The sequence below is a fragment of the Flavobacterium sp. genome, from assembly GCF_047602195.1.
Taxonomy (GTDB): domain Bacteria; phylum Bacteroidota; class Bacteroidia; order Flavobacteriales; family Flavobacteriaceae; genus Flavobacterium.
In genome coordinates this window covers 420,679-437,735 of the sequence record NZ_JASGHW010000004.1, presented here as the reverse complement: position 1 = coordinate 437,735, position 17,057 = coordinate 420,679, and the positions used below count along the sequence as shown (strand labels likewise).

Genomic DNA, 17,057 nt, shown 5'->3' with positions numbered 1-17,057 from the left:
TCGGTTTAAATTCCTTCAGGACAATGCAAGGCGATGGAGGTAAGAATCGTATCCCCGCTGATGATTTTGTCGCCTTGATGCGGCTCGATCATAATCTGTATTTCTTCTTTGGTGATGTTCAGGTTCAAGTTGGCAATCCCAAAACCCAATACTTGTCCGCGGACAGGCTTCCGCGTAAGTTTCACCAGAAAATTGAGTTGGTCTTTGGGATTTTGCTGTAAGATCGCCTTGAAAACCTCAAACAATTCCGGTTTTTCATGCTTGAATGCAAAATTTCCCGCGTTGCTTTCCTTGATGCCTAAATGCAAGGTCACATTGGCAAATGAGGAAACGATTCCCTTGATCGAATAATTGAGGATGCCACCGCGATTGTCGGTGAGATTTGCCCCTTTAATGTCGAAAAGTGCCACATTGCTTTGCCCTTTGTCGTTGAGTTCGATGCAGTCCAGGATTTCTTTTAAGATCATATTGGTCTCTTTCGCCCTGATATTGCCATTCGTGACAATCACTTGGTCGATGATTTGAGCGATTGCTCCTTTAGTTTTTGCTGCCATAATTGCTTATTTTTTAGTTATCTGTATTGAAATCTTTGTAGTGGAAATCTTCCGAATTGAAGTCCCCAACCCTTCTCACGGTCAGTGCTTGTGCACTTTCGCAAACCGTATTGCGTTGTTTGATTGTTACGGTGTATTGTGTCTTGGCCTCGAAATCGAAGGGATGTGTAGCCGTTTTCTGCGTCGTGATGAGCACATTGGAATCGTCCCCAAAATCAATTTCGTATTCGCGGGTCTCGGTCAGTGAATTGGTAAAAACGAAGGTGTCCGGATCGTCTGCTGAACGTTCCTGCGACCATTCTACCGTATTTGGGGCGAACACTTCGAACTCGATGGTGTTGCTCGATTCTCCCTCCTTCTCATACTGCAGCGTATAAATGCCGGCGGGCATATCTGCCTTGAGCTGCAGGAAATGCTGGTTGCCGTCCGGGGTCACCAAACCGGCACCACTGCCTTTGAAAGTGCCACCTTCACTGCCATTGACGGTTACTTCGTGTTTGCCGTTATCGGTCCGGCAGAACCGCAATGGTTCGAGTGCGATCTTGATTTGCTTGTTTTCAAATTTGAGCTCGATGGACGGGCCGTCGCTGCAGCAAATGTACGGCAGGAAAAAATCGGCGATGATGAGCCGTTGGAACGGTTCGTTTGCACCTCCTTTGCCAAATCCCGTTGCCAATGCGCCTTTGAGGCTTTCGAGCAGGAAACTGCTGACTTCGGGATCGTGCGCCGCTTCAAAATTGAACTTGGCCATTTCGAGGACCTCGTCGGCGATCGCGTCCGATTCGTCCTGCCACTTTTTGATGACTTCGGTCTTGGGCTTGGCCTTGACCTGCGATTTGTAGCCGGTGAGCTGTAGGTTCTTCTCGAGTTTTTTCTTGGTGGCCGGGTCAATCCCGATGCTGTTTTTGTGTTCGGTGATCTGCAACAGCAAATCCTTGTTGACCTTCGGTTTGGGAATTCCTTTGAATACCGAAGTGTCTACATAAACCAGTACAAAAGTGCCGCCTTTGGTCACGCCCGCCTTGTGCTCAAGCCCCGGATGTTTTTTGGCGAAAGTCGAAAAGAACAGCTCGGTGTAGATTTTTTCCCAACGCAATTGCGCCTCTTCGAAAATTACGGTAAACGGATCGTCGAGGAACAGTTCGTTGATGTCGTCGAGTCGGTCAATGAGGTCTTCGACCAAAATCGTAAGCTTTTCTTTGTTGAATTGCAGGCAAAAGCGATGCAATACAAAAACCCGGTTGAGTTCCCTGAACACTTCCTGGAATTCGTCGTGGTTGGGCAAATAACCCTTGAGGTTTTCGGTCAGCAATTTTTTCATCTGCTGCAGAATGCTGTTGAAATTGTTGATGCTCACGGTGCTGAAAAAGGTTTCCTCAATCAATTTTTCCTTGTTCGTATTCATCCAGTTGATCACAAATTCGGTGATGTTGTAGACCCGCTTGCGCGCCAGGTCGTAATCGGTTTCAAGGTCGTCCCAGCGGCCTTCGAATTTGGAAATGTCCATCTCCCTATTGGCAAAAGACACCGCATTGAGCGCCGTAATGCGGAACGGCAGGTTGTAGCTGTTCTTGATGACCGTGAGTTCCTTGATCGCCTCCTTGTAATCCATACCTGCATGGCCTTCGATCCGGAAGAAATTGTACGGCTCGAGGTCGTAGCGTAGCGGCCGCCTGACTGCATCGCGGTTGGTGTAACCCGGCAGGTCCGAATGATACGACAAAATGGTATCATTGCGCCCTTTTGCCGTAAGCCCCGGATGCCATTTGCGGTTGAGCTGCAAAATGTCGTCGTAATAGAACGGAATGGCTTTCCCCGATAAAGGAACAGGACCATAAACCGATGGGGTTACCTTGATGCGTTTGTTTTTCTCGAGCTTGAATCCGGTCAGCAGATGTTCGAGCCTTTCGAAAAGCAGTCGCAGTTTTTGCATTTTCGCTTGTTGTTTGTGGGCCGCATGCAAGGTTGGGATGAAAGGCGTACGCAACGCATGGCTGTTGGCCGTATGGCTGCCCAACACTACATGGAACGGAAACAGCGCCTCGTCGATGCAGCAAAGCGCCGGATGGATTTCAACAAATGCGATGATTTCATGGTACGCCTGGACCAAATCGGAGATCCAGTCCCACAGGTATTGTACGCCCGAACCTTGTCGGTAGGCATTTACCTGTGCATCGATGGCCGCTTTGCCATTGGCCAATACCGGGAAAGGATTCCCGCCGCTCATCGTTTGGTAATGGGCATACACCAGTTGTATGGCACTCGAAATCTGGTTCAGGTATTCATCGTCATAGGCTTTGCGGAAACCGTCGAGCACCTGTTCTGCCGAGGTCAGGTTTTTGTACAGGACGTTGTAACGCAGCAACCCAAGCGAGGCAAAGTGAGGCGTGATGGGCTGCTGGCGCACCAAATCGTTGATCGGAATCAGCAAAGGCCGCAGCTTGAATTCGATGCGTTTGCCCTTGTCGTCGCAATTGGTCGTCACGCAATTCTTTTGGTCGATCAGTGCTGTTTCGAGCAGCAGGATGATGACCTTATCATCGAAAAAACCATCAGGAATGTCCTGTTTGTCCTCGGCAGCGGAAGCCGATTCGAGCAATTCGATGCAATTCCGGATCGGTTCGTATTGGCTACGGTACCTGAAAATCCCATCGAGGTAAGGCTCGTCGAGGTAATCCGGATTCAGGAATTGTTCCGAAAGTTCGATCTCGTGGTAAGCCGAAAGCGTCTTCTCTTTCCAGTTGATCTGGAAACCCAGGGATGTCACGGCCGTCCCGCATGAAATGGCCACCGAGTGTGTATTGGGAAAAGTCAGTTCGGCTCCACATACGATCCCGATTCCCGTGAGTTGCTTTCGGGTAATCCGGTCTTGCTCCTCTAAATGGCTGATGGCCTGGTTGAGTTCCTTTTGACTTAAGACCTGATCGGCTTCAAAAACCGGATAAGCAGGTGTATGATATGGTTCCATGATACTGTATTATAAAGTTCCTAATGATGTATTTCCGAGAATGATAGGGTTGTTCGATTCGCTCAGTCGGCAGTCGTACAGGTTGCCTTCTGGGTAAATGGTATGCAGTTCCTTGAGCGCGGCGACCAATTGTTCGAGCGTCGCGGCATAATCCGATGGGTCGCTGTCGGTTAAGGTATTGGCGCAAAATTTCAGGCGGTAACCGCGATAGGCTTCGAGCCAATTCCTGTAGGTTTCCTGAAAATCCAGCAAGTCCTTTGTATTGACCCAACAGATTTTGAGCAGCACGTGTGCCGGGGCTTCCTGCCTGAAAATCTTCTCGGCATATTTCCTAAAGGTCAGGTTCTGGAATCGCGACAGATAACCCGGCAAAACCACCGTCGCCTTGAACGAATACGGATCGTTGTTCGCTTCATCGTCGCAATCGTCGTTGAGGCAAACCGACAGCAGCGCCTCGTCCGAAAAATGGTCGTTGTCAAACGGACGCAATAAAATATGCTCGAGGCAATAGAAATTTTCGTGGTAAAGGTTGATTTCCTTTATCAGGTGTGCCAGATAGGCAACGGCCTCATTTTTATTGGGAAACGATTGGACGAAACGCGCTATTTTCTGTTCGTCTTTGTACAGGTACAGGTAGAAGTTCCCCGCATACTTTTCGGCGCGATACAAGGTTTGCAACGTAAAATGCTGTTGCGCCCAATACCATTTCTCCTCGAGATTGGTATCGGGATCGATGATCTTGAACAGATACGACTCGGCTTCGGTCTCCACCGTCCATTGGGTTTGCACCGTTTTCTCGGTCACAATGTCGCGCAAGTTGCTGTTGTTGATGCCGAGCAATTTGGCCACGCGTTTTTCGTAGCCGCCGCGATGGCCCGAATTCCAAAACGCATCCAATTGCAAAGCCGGATCCGGCGGGACGATCCGCGCATGCAGATAATCCATCCCTAGGCCCCTGTTGCGGCTGATTTCGGGATAGGCGTTGATAAAATTTTGCTTGTCGGCAATCAGGTCGGCATGGTCGAATGCCAACGCACCGCGTCCCGAAGTATCGTGCGAAATGCGGTACATCATCAACACATAGTCGTTGAAACTTTCGGCAAACCGCGCCATCAGGTGGTCCAAAATCCGGTTCCTGCGGTCGTAGAATTGGGTATTGGTTTCATAGAGCGAGGTTTCGTCCTCGGGAAACTGGCCCTGCATCAAAGTGCTTTCCAATTGGTCGGTGTACAAAAACGCCGAATAAAAATCGGTTCCCGAATCGGGGTCTTTCTCAATAAAGGCCGGAAAATAGGTACGGTCGATATCGCCCGTGTCGAACAGCGTCTTGGCGTGGTACAACTGGTTGAAAAAATCGGCGAGGATTTGCTCATAGAAATACAGGTAACCTTGCAGTTGTTTGACCTGTGCCTTCCGCTCGGGGCTTGCCTTATCGGAAAGGTCATTTTTGCCCAAGCCGTAATTGGCCGGGAATTCGTCCTGGATGCTGTAGTAGTTTTGCAGCGCATAATGACTGCCCGTACCGATTTCGAAATCCTGTTGGATTGCCTGTAATTTTCTTTGGCTGAACTGCATCTGGTGCATCATTACTTTTTGCGCCACGAGCATTTGCTGGGTTTCCGTGAGCAGGAACGGGATGTTTTTCTGGAACAACAGCAACTTGGAGCGGTCGGCATCGAAAACCGGCTTGACCTCACCCGAAAGCGGCAAAACCCAACTCTGATTGATGGCTCCGGTCAGCGGTTGGCCCAGATAATTGTAGGCGGTCATGAGCAGGTTTTTGACCGATTTGACTCCCGGGATTTCCATCAGGGCCGCGATGATGTCGGAGGCATGGATGGCCGACGGAAGTGTTGCTTTTTCGATTTCCCCGTCCTTGAGGAATCCGTTTTGCAATCGGGGTCCGGTAAAAATTTGATCGGAAGCAATTCCCTCGGCCACGAGTTGCGAAAGCGTATAAAAATTGATTTTCGGGCTGATGGTATTGTCGATCGTGATTTGAATCTGCGCCATCACCTCCACGACATCAAAACCAGTTTCGATCTCAATGTCGGCACAGACGGCCACGCGTACTTTTTCGATGACTTCCACGCACAGGTAATCTTCGGTCAGGTTGCGGTTCTGCTGCAGCGCAATCGACACGGCAGAGAACGTTTGCTCGATTTTGTCCTTTTTCTTTTCAAAGGCCGAAATCACTTCGCAAACCCTCTGCTCGTTGTCGAGATAAGCCAAGGCAATGTCGAGTTCGGCCGGATGGTCGCCGTAAATACGGAAACGCAACGAATCCTCGGGATGGCCATAGCGATTCACGACCAAATAAATAATGCCCGCCGTTTTCTGGATGCTTTCGATGGTAATTTCGGATGGGGTGTTCATTTTCTTGAAAAGTCCCGCATCGGGATGGTTCCAATTGGTGAACTGCGGCGCAATCCGGAGGTTGATCCAATGGTCCTGGTGCCAGAAAGGGAATTCGAGCAAAAGGGTATTGAGGTCGCCCAAAACCGGATCTTCCTCGAGTTCGATTTTTACCTTGGCCAATCCACGGATGCCCAACGGGTCGAGGATCTTGCCATTGCGGTCGGTATTGTCGAGGCTCAGTTTGTCTTCGAGTTTGTTGATGTAAAGCGTTGCTTCGCTCGGGTGCGGCAACAGATAGCCATCGGCATCGGTGGTTTTTTGGGTCGGCAGCAGCCACGCATTGGCCACACCGTTGCAGTCGATGAGCAGTTTCCTGTAATCGGTCACGGTGAGCGCCGCATTGGGGAAGATTTCCGCCGCGGTAAAAAAAGTGCGGTTGCGGATGGCATTTCCCTCATCGGCCAACAAATCCTTGATGTCAAAATCCGAACGATAACCCAGCTCGGTAATCGCATAGCACAACACCTCGAGGATCGTAATGCCCGGATCGTGCGCGTTGTAATCGGTCCAAAATTTCCGGCCGAGCTGTTCGATGTATTTCAGCCCTCGCTGCTGCAGGAAAGTGAAGTCCTGTGACGGCGGGAGCTTTCGGTCTCTGGGTATGAATAAGGCAGTTTGCATGGGTTTCGATTTATAATTCTTCTATGCGGTGCGAGGCGTCGGGGATGAACAGGGTGAAATCGGTCTGCGGGCTGATGCGGTCCAGGTTTTGGATCGCGCCGCCCACGATTTGGTTGTTCTCGTCCAAAAGAAACTGTTCGATCTTAAAATCGGTCAGGTAATCCACAAAACTTTGGTTGTCGATGAGCCTGATGATCGAGGAGAATTCAATTTCGTTGGCAAAATCGATTGCATTTTCCTCGTAAGCCCACGGACTCAAATAAGTGTTGATGAGCTCGATGAGCCTGAGCGTGTGCAATCTTTTGTCCATGCCGGGCTGCTCGTGGTATTTCACCTTGAAATGCACCCGCACGAGCTCGGGTTTGGGCGGCTTGACACAAATGCGTGCCTGCGGCGAGGCCACTTTGTGCAAATATTGCTTGATGCGCAGCATTTTGTCCAAACTCAACAAAGGCCGCCAACTGATGTTCGCCGCTTTCGAGGATTTCGCCACGGGAATCAACGTGACATATCCGGCCGCAACATTCGAAATCGTATGGTCGTAACGGTAATGGTTCAACGTCTTGACGCGGTAGACTTCGGGGAATTCCTCGAGGATCAGGTGTTCGTAGTCCCAGCTCGTGATTGCCCGGCTTTTGTGCCGCAACCTTTCGCTGGTCCGGCGGTACAGCAGCGCGTCCTGCTCAGCCTTTCGTCCATCGAATGAAGCGTACGGTTGCAGGAATTTCTTGACCCCGTCGATGGTCCTGTCGGATTTGCTGATGGTTTCCTTGGGCGTATTTTCGAGGAATTGGCCACCCGAATCGCGGTAATCGGTCAAAACGGCCTTGAGTGCCTGCACATGGATGCCCAGCAAACGGCTCAACGCCTGGACATTGGAAACCGAAATGCGCAACCAAAACAAGCCTGCAGGCAATTTGGTATTTTGGAAATTGAACTCTGGAACCGAAAGACTGACCAATCCCGAACGCGTAAGCGAAGCGGTTTCATCGCCCAGGGCAGAATGCTCCAACGCCTCCCAATTGTTGTTGCTCAGGTAGTGCCAGGAAACATTTGCCGGTTCCATCTGCGGGTTGGCCGTGCCTTCTTCGAGTTGGATCAGGAAACTGAGTCCGTCTTTGGGCATCGCCTTTTCAAAACCCAGGTAAATTGATCCGCGTTGGGATTGGTTGGGTGAAAAACGCAACAGGCCATTCAACTTGAAAAAGCCAAAAGCAAGTGCGTGGTACAAATCGACGCGGTTGTCTGTTTTGGGATCGGACAGGTCAATGGTCTCGCGTACCGAATAATCAAAAGAAAACGCATTGGCCCTGGGTTTATAGGGCAGAACTGGCGAGGGTTTGCCGCTCTGGATAATATAGTTTTGGAGATAGGTTTCGCCTTCATAGCGCGGACTGTCCAATACAATCCGGAAGCTTCCATTGGGCAGGCCGTCCTTTTTGGCCGTCTCCTCGAACGCATACCCGTCAAGCGGATAGGCATTGGGAACCTTCGGGAGGTCATTGGCAAAATGTTTCCATTGGCCGTTTTCCAGACGCGCGACTTTGACGCGAGAATTGATCCAGCCCGCACTTTTCCCCGAACTCGGCTCAGGCGGCAAGGCCAAGGTGGCCACCGCATTTTTTTTCATGAAAAACTCGTTCGAATGCAACGTGAGCCCATTGCCGTTTTTGGGAAGCTCGCCAAACGGATAAAAAGGCTTGTCGAAATCGATGCTGCCAAAATCAGACTCGAGTACAAAGGATTTGAACTGCGTCACTTCGATGATAAGGTCCAAGTGTGCAATGGACGGGATGGATTGATTCGGGACAATCTTGAGCACCGGGAAACGGGTTTGCACCAAAAACTCCGGATGCAATTTCGGATCGAAAGGAATGATTTTTTTCTGCTTGGCCGGAACCGTCAATTCGATAAATTTTTTGCCTTCGACCGTAACGTCTTCTTTTTGGGTGACCCGGAGTATTTTTTCTTCTCCGGTCAGGTAAAACTCAAAATCCTTGGCTTGGTGGTTGGTTTCATTGATGCGGAGCTTGATGGTCCTTTTTCCGCTTTGCAGATACAGCAGCGGACTGGCAACCATCAGCGCTTCCTTATAGCTTGCCTTATCCGATGCAAAAGCATCGAAGCCCTTGCCTTTGGCGTTGAGCGGCAGCAAATCGGTTTTGTAGCGCTGCCCCGAGGAATGAACGCTCAGCAACGATGCAAGCTGGATGCCATTGATGGTCTGGTCGGCGGTCGAGGCATAAAATTTGTCCCGCCCATCGGTATTTTTTCCTGCCGGAAATACCGTCCCTTTTGGGACCAGCAAAGGCTTTGCGCCAAAGGGCTCGACGACCAAATGCACAAAATCGGGCCGCGCCTTTTGGTTTTGCATCCGCAGCACATCTTTGTAGTAAAAATCGAGGTGCTTTTTGGTGAATCCGTTGAAGCTGTCCTTGGCGTGCCGCAGCAATTTGAGGAAAGTCAAAAACAACGTATAATGTGGGCCATGTGCCGCATATTGGTTGAGCTGATAATCGACTGCGCATTGCGAAAAATTCTTCCACGACAGCAACAAGCCCAACAATTGCTGGAACAACCGACCAAATTCGGGACTTTTCAAAAAGGCTTCCATATCGGTTACCGAATCGATCATCTCGAATATTCTCTGGAGCCGTTCCCCAATCAGGTAGGCAGTAGCGCGCAGGTTTTCTTTTTGTGAAATCGCGTCGTCCAATTGGTTGGTCTTCCCGAGCAGGCGGTTGAATTCCCGATGGATTTTTTGGAAATAATCCAATAGTGCTTCCTTTTGGACGGCCAAGTCGGCATAGGTCAGGATCACAAGTTTTTGCCTTTCGAAATCCTGCTGCATCAGCTCGACATTCCAGCCGGTGATGGCAATCAGGATGGCGGTCGATTCCTTGCCAAAAAACTCGGCCCAGTCGCCTTCGACGATATCCGACGGGTTGTAGAATTTTACCTGCGCGGCAAGTTTCTGCACAAACCGGATGAAATCCTGCTCGTTTCTTTCGTCCAAAAGGAAGAAGTCGGGTTGCAGCGCCTGGACATTCCTGTCGCCTTGCGCGGTTCCCATTCCTTCGTGTACCGATAATGTGCCGTTGCAGTTCGCCATGGTCTTATTGTTTTACAAATGTGCCTTCCTCGAGGTAATACGGGAATACAAAATTCTTTCTCGAATTGGTGGTCCTGATCCGATAGGTGATCTCGATGTTGATGAGCCCGTCGAGTGTATTTTCGGTATGGAATTCCACGTTGAGTAAATCGATGCGCGGCTCATACAGCAAAATCGCATGCTCGATGAGCCCTTTGATTTTGGTCAAAAAGGTCGTCGTGATGTTTTCGTAAAGCATCGCCGAGAGGTCGCAGCCAAAATCGGAACGCAGTATCCTTTCCTTGGGCAGGGTCGAAAACAAAATGTGCAGGCTTTGGTGCACGTCTTCTTCACCCGAAACCGTCCTGACCCCGGCCGACTGGCTGCTGAATGCGGGCGGAAAAGCCCAACCCGTCCCTAAAAATGAAGGTTCTTCTTTCATGTCTTTTGATTGTTAACCGCCAATGTTTACCGTCGGAAACCCCGCAACTACGCTGCCACCGTGGGCAGTCGTATCGCCCATCCTGACAGCCGGTTGGCCACCGATCATCACCGAGGCCGAACCTTTGATCAGGGCATCGGGCGGGCCCACACAGACGCAACTGTTGCCCACGGTCGCCGCAGGCAAGCTGCCGATGAACACCGAAGTGTTGCCTCCGGGCAGGATCGGACCGCCGCCGTGCGGTTTCGGATCGCTGAGCGGACAACTGTGCATGTCGGTAATTCTGGCTGCTGCTCCCATTTTAATTGAGGTTGATCATGGCGCCTTTGAAATCCATCTTCGTGTCTGAGGTCATGGCCACTTGCCTGCCTTTGATGTTGACATTTCCAATGGCGTTCAAATTCAAATCCTTGTTGGTTTCTATGGTGATTCCCTGGTCGTTCAGGATGATTTTATTGCTGTTTTCGTCTTCGATCGTGATGCCTTTGAGTTCGTCGCTGATGGTGAGTTTGTTGCCTTTTTTGGTGCTCATTTCGATGCTTTTCTTTTCGTCGTCCATGACCAGACGCGTACCCTGTTTGGTCACGAACCCCTTGAGGTAATTTTCTTTCTGGATCGGAAACGGCATCGGTTGCGCGCTGCTGTAGAGACTGCCCAGGACGACCGGTGTGTCGGGATTGTTGCCGATGCAGCCCAGGATCACCTCATCGCCCACATCGGGAATGAAATAACTGCCCATCTCTTTGGAGGCATTGACGTTGGCCAACCTGGCCCAGACGCCTTCCCCGCTTTCGCTGAGCGAAGTGATCTTGACCCGGATGCGGAAATGGTGGTCGGGATCTTCCTCGATTTGGAGCACCTTGCCGATCTGCAACCCGTTGACGGTATTCGATTGCCCAATCTGCGCCTGGCTGTTGTTTTGTCCCGCCGCGGTCTGTTCGGTAAATGACTTCTCGCTTTCGAGCCCATAGGCGTATTCGGTTTTCCAGCAGCCATTTTCGATGGTGTGCACTTCTTGGGTAATCAGCAAAACCTTTCCGTCGATCTCGGGATTGACTTTGGCAAAACTGAGGTAATGCCCGACCTGGGTCTCGAGGTTGCCAAAAGTCATTACTTTGCCATATACGGCGGCGATGTTGCTCTTGGTCAGGACGGCCTGGGCGATGCGGTCGAGGGTCGATTTTTGCAACCTGGTCTGTCCAACGCGGATGGTTTCCGGGTTCTCATCGGTGGCTTGCTCGGCAGAGGTACGGCTCACGGCTTGTGCCTCGATGTCCCAACTTTCGATGACCACCGAGGATTTCTGTTTCTGGGCGTCTACTTTCCCTGAAAACGAAAAAACATTGATGCCGTTTTCGGCGAGGTAGGAAACCGGTTTGTCGCCGTCTGGAACCAAAATATCGATGCCCGTAAATTCGCCATTTCGCAAGGCAACCGGCATCCCGATTGAATCCAGAAATCCTACGAGGTAATCCCACGGAACGGTCGCGTTGTTGTGCGTGATTTTTTCCTTGCCCCAGTCTTTGCCTTTGAGGCTGTCGCTGACTTTTAATTTATCCTGTACAAAGGCATTCATTCGTCCTTCAAAATCGAGGGTGTTGTTTTCGGGTTCGTTGGACGGCTGGGTCAGCTTGAACGCGGCATCCTTGCATTCGATTTTTACGGTGATCTGCGTCGCATCGGTTTGTTTTTCAAACGATTTGACGATGCCTTTGAAAAGTGTCCTGGTTTCTTGGCCTAAATCTACCTGTACTTCGATAGCAATGGGTTTGTCCTGTGGCTTGCGGTTCAGGACATCGAGCGGCAATTGGCCCGGATTGTCGGTGGTTTCATTGGCCGCAATAAAAGTGAACTTGGCAAAAGCGATCTTGTTGAGTTCGAACTGGACGACCGCCTCCTTGAGCAGACTGTCCAAACCAGTAGCATTCCCCCCAACCAGGAACTGAAGCTTGAGCAGCGTCTGTGACGGATAGTAAGGTTGTACGGCCATGGTTTTCTATTTTATGGGTTGGAATTGCAGCGAATCCCCGGTATTTAATTTCCGAAAAGTCAACAGCTTGTTGTTCTTGGCCACATCGATGTAGTAACCGTTGCTTTGGTAAATCGATTCGGCCATCAGCGGCAGTTTATCGTTCATTTCCACGACACGCTGGTGCGTCAAATCGGGTGAGCTTTTGTTTTCGCGGGCCACCATGACTTTGTAGTCGACGGTGCCCTTGAACAGGCATTTCACCTTCGCGCGCACCGGACGGCCATCCTTGCGGAAAAGCGTGTATTCGATGTCCATGCTCTTGAGCCGGCACGACAAACTGTACCCGCCCCAAAGCAAGCGCAAAAAAGCCGTTTGGTGCGTGTCGCCGTTGTAGCCCATGAGCAGGTTCTTGAACGCCTCGACTTCTTTCTCTACCGTGGCCGCTTCGCCGAATGGATCGACAATCGCGGGCTGGAGCGCATTGACCACATCGCCCTTGAGGTCCTCGAATGTGGGCGTGCCCTTACCGCTTTTGATTTTTCCTGGCGCCACAACACCGGAACTGTCAAACAAGAAATCGAAAGTAACTTCCTCGCCTTCGATCTTGTTGAATTTGAGGTCGCTTCCCGTGGTGCCCATCGCTTGTCCCTCGCAAAAAACCACGTTGTGCTTCATCGTGTATTTCTCGGGATTGAGCTGGACGAAAATGGTTTGCTGTGGCGGCTCGACATAATCTTTGGTCGGGAAGACCTCGATGCGCATTTTGTCGATGATGCCCAATAGTCCTTTGATCATCTTTCGGCTTTTTCTTTGATTTTTTCCAATACTTTCTGCAGGCATTCGCGTACGATTTCCGACTTGAATTCCTGTATCTTGGCCGCATTGGCCTTTTGGATCGGGTGCGACTGGTCGCCAGGTGTTTCGGCAATGTTGACCTTGATGCGCAGTTCTTTGATTTCGATGGCCATACTATTAGAAGCTTGGGATTGGAATTTCCTTGAAGAAATTGTACTTGAGCGTTATGGTTTCGATGACCATCTTGCTTTCCTCTGCATTGAAATCGCTGCATTCGTAACTGAGCGGGATGGCGTGTGAAACATACCAGGCTTTGACCGGATTTCCGTTTTCGTTGAGCAACGACACCACGAGGTTGGCCGGATGGAACACAAAGTTTTCCAATGCCTGGGCACACCACATCGACAGGCTCGACAGATCGGTGGTCAGTCCCCTTTTGAGCACCAGATCCTGGTAGCCCGACCGAACCGGAAAAGAATGCTTGAACCGGTTTTGTCCGCCTTCGGCATAGGTCTCCATTTCCATCGTCGCCTTGAGTCCGCTGACGCTTTGAAACCGGGTATCCACCAGGGAAAGCTGCGGCATTAGTTCAAAGACGACCGAAAAATGGAAGCCGACCATCGGATTCGTCGCCATGGTTTACGATTTGTATTCGAGCGTAAATCCGTGGTTGGCCACTTCGACCGTATCGATGGCCGCCTCGTTGGCATCGGCCTTGAGATCGGTACACTTGAGCGATACGATGAAACAATCCTTTACGGTCCACACTACTCGTGGTTCCTGGTTTTCATCGAGCAGCGAAATGGTGATGGTTCTTTTGGTGACGGTATTTTGCGCCACGGTGTTGTACCATTCGTAGAACTCATTGTCGCCCAGGAAAACACCCCTTTTCAAAGTAATGTTGTTGAGTTTTTGCAGGCCGGGCATGCGTTCCTTGAAGAAGGACGGGCTGGAACCGACGCGGTGTTCGATCACATCCATCTCTTTGTTGAGCCCGGATACTTCCGTAAAGGCTATTTTGCTTCCGCCCCAGTCAACGCTGAAGTGGAACTTCGGTAGTGGAAAATCAATATTTGGCATGTCTTTATCTTTTAAGGTTTAATGAATAAGGGTTAGGATCTTTGCTGGGTTTGCTTGAATTCGAGGATGATGAACTCCGCCGGACGCGATGGCGCATAACCAATTTTGACGATCATTTTTCCGTCGAGAACATCCTGCGAACTCATCGTTTCGTTGAGCCCGACCTGCACAAAAAAGGCGTGTTCGGGTTTGCTTCCGGCCAAGGCGCCGCTGTTCCAGAGCGTGGTCAGGAAATTGTCGATCATGCCTTTGACACTGATCCAGGTTTGGGACACATTCGGCTCGAAAACATATTGCATACAGGCTTTTTTAGTCGATTCCTCGATCATGTTGGCCAATCTTCTTACGTTGACGTAACGCCAGTCGGTACTGTTGCCGGCCAACGTACGGCCACCCCAAACCATGAAACCCTTTCCTGCGAATTTGCGCAGCGCATTGATCGATTTTCCCGTGTCGCTCACATTCATGTCTTCCTGGTCGCTGTCGTTGATGTCGGCGGTGAGCCCGATGATGCCGATGATGCCTTTGTTGGCCGGCGAAATCCAAACCCCACGCGTATTGTCGGTTTGTGCATAAATGCCCGCCATGGCTCCCGAAGGCGGCAATGTATTCATGGTCTGTGACAACTTGGCCACGATGGCTTCGTAAAGCGGCATGCGTGATATGAGGTTGCTTTCCTCGAACAGCATCAAATCGTTGAGCGCATTGACCGCGCCATCCATCGCATTGATGACCGAGGCGTGCAGTTTTTGGACCGCCAATTGGATCTTGCTGAAATCGGGCACCTGGTAAGGAACTCCCGGAGCATCGGGTGTAATGATACTACTGATGTTGTCGGTATAGGGATTGGGCACCGATTCAACATAAGTGGAAAGTGTGCCCCAGGTCGCCGTGAACAAGTTGTCTGCCGGTAAATCGTTGAGCGGATCCACCACATCAGAATCATCGCCCTTGCGGAGTATCTCATACGCTTTTTTGAAATCGACGAGCGACTGTGCGTATTTCTTGAGTACGTTTGAAACCAATTCTTTCGAATAATCGGAAAATCGGACGCTGTTGAAGGCATCCGGCTTGCCCAACACCTTGAGCAAAGTCCAATGCTTGTCGATGGCGGCTTTGAGTTTGTTGTGCGTGTCGATCGGCACCGCGATGGTCTTCGCCGAAGCGGCTCCATCCCAGGCATCGGCCAGTGTTTTGTTGTTGGCCGCCACTTTTTCGAAATCCTCGATGGCCGTTTTCAAAGGAATGTCGGTCGCATAAATCGCCTTGAAATTGACCTTCCCGGCCGCGGTGCCGTTGATGTCGCTGAAGCGGAATTGGTACGGAAAACTGCTCTGCAGGTACGGATAATAAGCCGCACCGTATTTGAGGTTCATGTTGCTCACCTTATCGCGGAACGAGGCACTGTCGTCAAAAATACTGCCTTCCTGCTTGACATCGAGGATCGCAAAACGGTCCATGAGGTCGCCGCACTGCTTGAGCGCATCTTGCTGTACCAGGCCCAGCAGGTTGGCCGGCAGGTTGATTGCGTCGGGGAAAAGCAGCAAAGTGGGTTCGTCAAATTTGCGCAGCTTGGTCAAACCGGCGAGGAAGGGTCCTTGGTCGTCGATACTGCCGCCGTAGTTCCCGATGGAAACAATGTAGCAAATCCCGCCGCCGTTGGCATAAAAAAGCCGCATGCTGTTGTAGAGCTTGAACTGGCTTTCACCCACACTGCTCGTATCGAGCGGCATGTTGTTCCCATCGAGGTTTACCGTAATGGAAGCAGGAGCGGGCGCGCCGCCAAAAACCTGTTCAAACTGCAGAAACGAAGTGATTCGCGTAGGCACATCGGGGCCTTTCTGGGTGAAGCCCACAAATGCGGGTATGGCTGTCGCGACTGGCGCCACTGAGGGAGGAAATGCATCAATCTCATTGATATATACCCCGGGTGTTTTTAGAGAACTTACATTCATGACATTTTCTATTTATTGTTGATACTGTTTTATGATTCGTTGGCTTCAAACTCCTGCGTTTCAATAATCCCGACCGGATCGTTGGGATTGTTTTCCCACAACTTGATCGTGCCTTTGCGGATGATTTTCTCGGCCACGGTAACATTGCCCTGAACCAGATACAACCGCATCTTGTAAAGCATTGACGGCATGTAACGCGATCCCAAACAGGACCACATCTGGTTGAGCTGGTCCATACCGAGGCTGACCGGCTCGATCGTGATCCTCGAATAGTGTTGCTGCTGCGCCTCGGTTTTGGCCAAGAAGGCAGGATATTCGATAAGCTCGCTGTTGTTGTCTTTGTAGTAAAAGGAATTGTTTTGTTGGAAGTAACCGATGATGCTCTTGAGTTTTTCCAAGCCTTCCAGGTATTTCGATAAATCCTTGTTGTAGGAACTGAACAGCAGCGAAATGATCAAATGCTGCGTCGGATGCCGGTGCCGCATGATCTCGGTCTCGGTGCGCGTTTCCCTGAGGTAAACCGATTGGTTCTTGAGCGTGCGGTCTTCCTCGATATTGACCACCGACATCACGATGGCCGTTTTAGACTCCACAAACTCATCCCCATCATTGAGCATCGCAATATTGGCGATGTTGATCAGGTTATTGGCCGGGTCGGCCAATTGGGCCAGTTTTTCGATAAGGATCTTGAGGTTCATGTTCGGCTGGTTTTAAGGCAGGGAATCGCAAACCCAAAGCAACTAAAACAAAACCAGTATTTTACAAGGCAATACCCCTGTTTTGAAAGGGCGAATTTCCGGTTTCGGAAAGGGGAAAAATCCCGTTTCGCCACGCAGATTTGCGCTGTCGCAGATTTGCGCTATATTTGCAGCCGAAAGGTCCCGTAGTTCAACGGATAGAATAGAAGTTTCCTAAACTTTAGATCCAAGTTCGATTCTTGGCGGGACTACAAAGCTGTCGTTGGACAGCTTTTTTTATTACTAAACTTTAAATCCAAGTTCTCCCGAAGCGTCGGTCCCGAAATGTCGGGAGGCGGGACTACAAAAGCTGTCATCGGGCAGCTTTATTTTTTATTATTGGTTTGGGCGTGTCGGCGGATTTACATTTATCCTACCAATGAAATCCTGTGCCGCCGTCAGGCTGTCCGCTAAATCTTTTGTT

General features: G+C 50.5%; 13 protein-coding genes and 1 tRNA gene. 1 reads left to right on the top strand and 13 read right to left on the bottom strand.

Features of this window, described 5'->3' with window-relative positions; genetic code table 11:
* Window positions 1-5 precede the first annotated feature (5 nt).
* From QM717_RS08315 to QM717_RS08255, 13 genes are read right to left on the bottom strand one after another with little or no spacing between them, the layout of a single operon-like run.
* Window positions 6-554 (bottom strand): hypothetical protein, encoded by a 549-nt coding sequence (locus QM717_RS08315; RefSeq protein ID WP_415036730.1) that lies wholly within the window; start codon window positions 552-554, stop codon window positions 6-8.
* A 13-nt stretch (window positions 555-567) separates the two neighbouring features.
* Window positions 568-3,522 (bottom strand): hypothetical protein, encoded by a 2,955-nt coding sequence (locus QM717_RS08310; RefSeq protein ID WP_415036728.1) that lies wholly within the window; start codon window positions 3,520-3,522, stop codon window positions 568-570.
* A gap of 9 nt (window positions 3,523-3,531) precedes the next feature.
* Window positions 3,532-6,561: a hypothetical protein gene (locus QM717_RS08305; RefSeq protein ID WP_415036726.1), complete on the bottom strand. Its 3,030-nt coding sequence runs from the start codon at window positions 6,559-6,561 to the stop codon at window positions 3,532-3,534.
* A 10-nt stretch (window positions 6,562-6,571) separates the two neighbouring features.
* Complete coding sequence (locus tag QM717_RS08300; protein ID WP_415036724.1) at window positions 6,572-9,673, bottom strand: baseplate J/gp47 family protein; 3,102 nt, start codon at window positions 9,671-9,673, stop codon at window positions 6,572-6,574.
* Window positions 9,674-9,677: 4 nt separating this feature from the next.
* The gene (locus QM717_RS08295; protein WP_415036722.1) at window positions 9,678-10,094 is read right to left on the bottom strand and encodes a GPW/gp25 family protein; all 417 of its coding nucleotides are present in this window, start codon (window positions 10,092-10,094) and stop codon (window positions 9,678-9,680) included.
* A gap of 12 nt (window positions 10,095-10,106) precedes the next feature.
* The gene (locus QM717_RS08290) at window positions 10,107-10,394 is read right to left on the bottom strand and encodes a PAAR domain-containing protein (RefSeq protein WP_415036720.1); all 288 of its coding nucleotides are present in this window, start codon (window positions 10,392-10,394) and stop codon (window positions 10,107-10,109) included.
* A 1-nt stretch (window position 10,395) separates the two neighbouring features.
* Complete coding sequence (locus tag QM717_RS08285) at window positions 10,396-12,084, bottom strand: phage baseplate assembly protein V (RefSeq protein WP_415036718.1); 1,689 nt, start codon at window positions 12,082-12,084, stop codon at window positions 10,396-10,398.
* A 6-nt stretch (window positions 12,085-12,090) separates the two neighbouring features.
* On the bottom strand, window positions 12,091-12,861 hold the full coding sequence (locus QM717_RS08280; protein ID WP_415036716.1) for a hypothetical protein: 771 nt from the start codon (window positions 12,859-12,861) through the stop codon (window positions 12,091-12,093).
* Window positions 12,858-13,034, bottom strand: a complete 177-nt coding sequence (locus tag QM717_RS08275; protein WP_415036714.1) for a DUF5908 family protein — start codon at window positions 13,032-13,034, stop codon at window positions 12,858-12,860. Before QM717_RS08275 ends, QM717_RS08280 begins: the two co-directional genes overlap by 4 nt.
* A 4-nt stretch (window positions 13,035-13,038) precedes the next feature.
* Window positions 13,039-13,497: a phage tail protein gene (locus QM717_RS08270; protein WP_415036712.1), complete on the bottom strand. Its 459-nt coding sequence runs from the start codon at window positions 13,495-13,497 to the stop codon at window positions 13,039-13,041.
* Between the two features lie 3 nt (window positions 13,498-13,500).
* Window positions 13,501-13,941 (bottom strand): phage tail protein, encoded by a 441-nt coding sequence (locus QM717_RS08265; protein WP_415036710.1) that lies wholly within the window; start codon window positions 13,939-13,941, stop codon window positions 13,501-13,503.
* A 32-nt stretch (window positions 13,942-13,973) separates the two neighbouring features.
* A complete protein-coding gene (locus QM717_RS08260) occupies window positions 13,974-15,896 on the bottom strand; it encodes a phage tail sheath C-terminal domain-containing protein (protein ID WP_415036708.1) in 1,923 nt (640 codons plus the stop codon).
* Window positions 15,897-15,925: 29 nt separating this feature from the next.
* Window positions 15,926-16,594, bottom strand: a complete 669-nt coding sequence (locus QM717_RS08255) for a Pvc16 family protein (protein WP_415036706.1) — start codon at window positions 16,592-16,594, stop codon at window positions 15,926-15,928.
* A gap of 179 nt (window positions 16,595-16,773) precedes the next feature.
* On the opposite strand from QM717_RS08255, the gene QM717_RS08250 reads away from it, so the two are divergent.
* Window positions 16,774-16,845, top strand: a tRNA-Arg gene (locus QM717_RS08250).
* The last annotated feature ends 212 nt before the right edge of the window (window positions 16,846-17,057 follow it).

Bases quoted from the DNA above. Each gene is read 5' to 3' on its own strand.
- QM717_RS08315 (WP_415036730.1), bottom strand. From the start codon at position 554: ATGGCAGCAAAAACTAAAGGAGCAATCGCTCAAATCATCGACCAAGTG.
- QM717_RS08310 (WP_415036728.1), bottom strand. From the start codon at position 3,522: ATGGAACCATATCATACACCTGCTTATCCGGTTTTTGAAGCCGATCAG.
- QM717_RS08305 (WP_415036726.1), bottom strand. From the start codon at position 6,561: ATGCAAACTGCCTTATTCATACCCAGAGACCGAAAGCTCCCGCCGTCA.
- QM717_RS08300 (WP_415036724.1), bottom strand. From the start codon at position 9,673: ATGGCGAACTGCAACGGCACATTATCGGTACACGAAGGAATGGGAACC.
- QM717_RS08295 (WP_415036722.1), bottom strand. From the start codon at position 10,094: ATGAAAGAAGAACCTTCATTTTTAGGGACGGGTTGGGCTTTTCCGCCC.
- QM717_RS08290 (WP_415036720.1), bottom strand. From the start codon at position 10,394: ATGGGAGCAGCAGCCAGAATTACCGACATGCACAGTTGTCCGCTCAGC.
- QM717_RS08285 (WP_415036718.1), bottom strand. From the start codon at position 12,084: ATGGCCGTACAACCTTACTATCCGTCACAGACGCTGCTCAAGCTTCAG.
- QM717_RS08280 (WP_415036716.1), bottom strand. From the start codon at position 12,861: ATGATCAAAGGACTATTGGGCATCATCGACAAAATGCGCATCGAGGTC.
- QM717_RS08275 (WP_415036714.1), bottom strand. From the start codon at position 13,034: ATGGCCATCGAAATCAAAGAACTGCGCATCAAGGTCAACATTGCCGAA.
- QM717_RS08270 (WP_415036712.1), bottom strand. From the start codon at position 13,497: ATGGCGACGAATCCGATGGTCGGCTTCCATTTTTCGGTCGTCTTTGAA.
- QM717_RS08265 (WP_415036710.1), bottom strand. From the start codon at position 13,941: ATGCCAAATATTGATTTTCCACTACCGAAGTTCCACTTCAGCGTTGAC.
- QM717_RS08260 (WP_415036708.1), bottom strand. From the start codon at position 15,896: ATGAATGTAAGTTCTCTAAAAACACCCGGGGTATATATCAATGAGATT.
- QM717_RS08255 (WP_415036706.1), bottom strand. From the start codon at position 16,594: ATGAACCTCAAGATCCTTATCGAAAAACTGGCCCAATTGGCCGACCCG.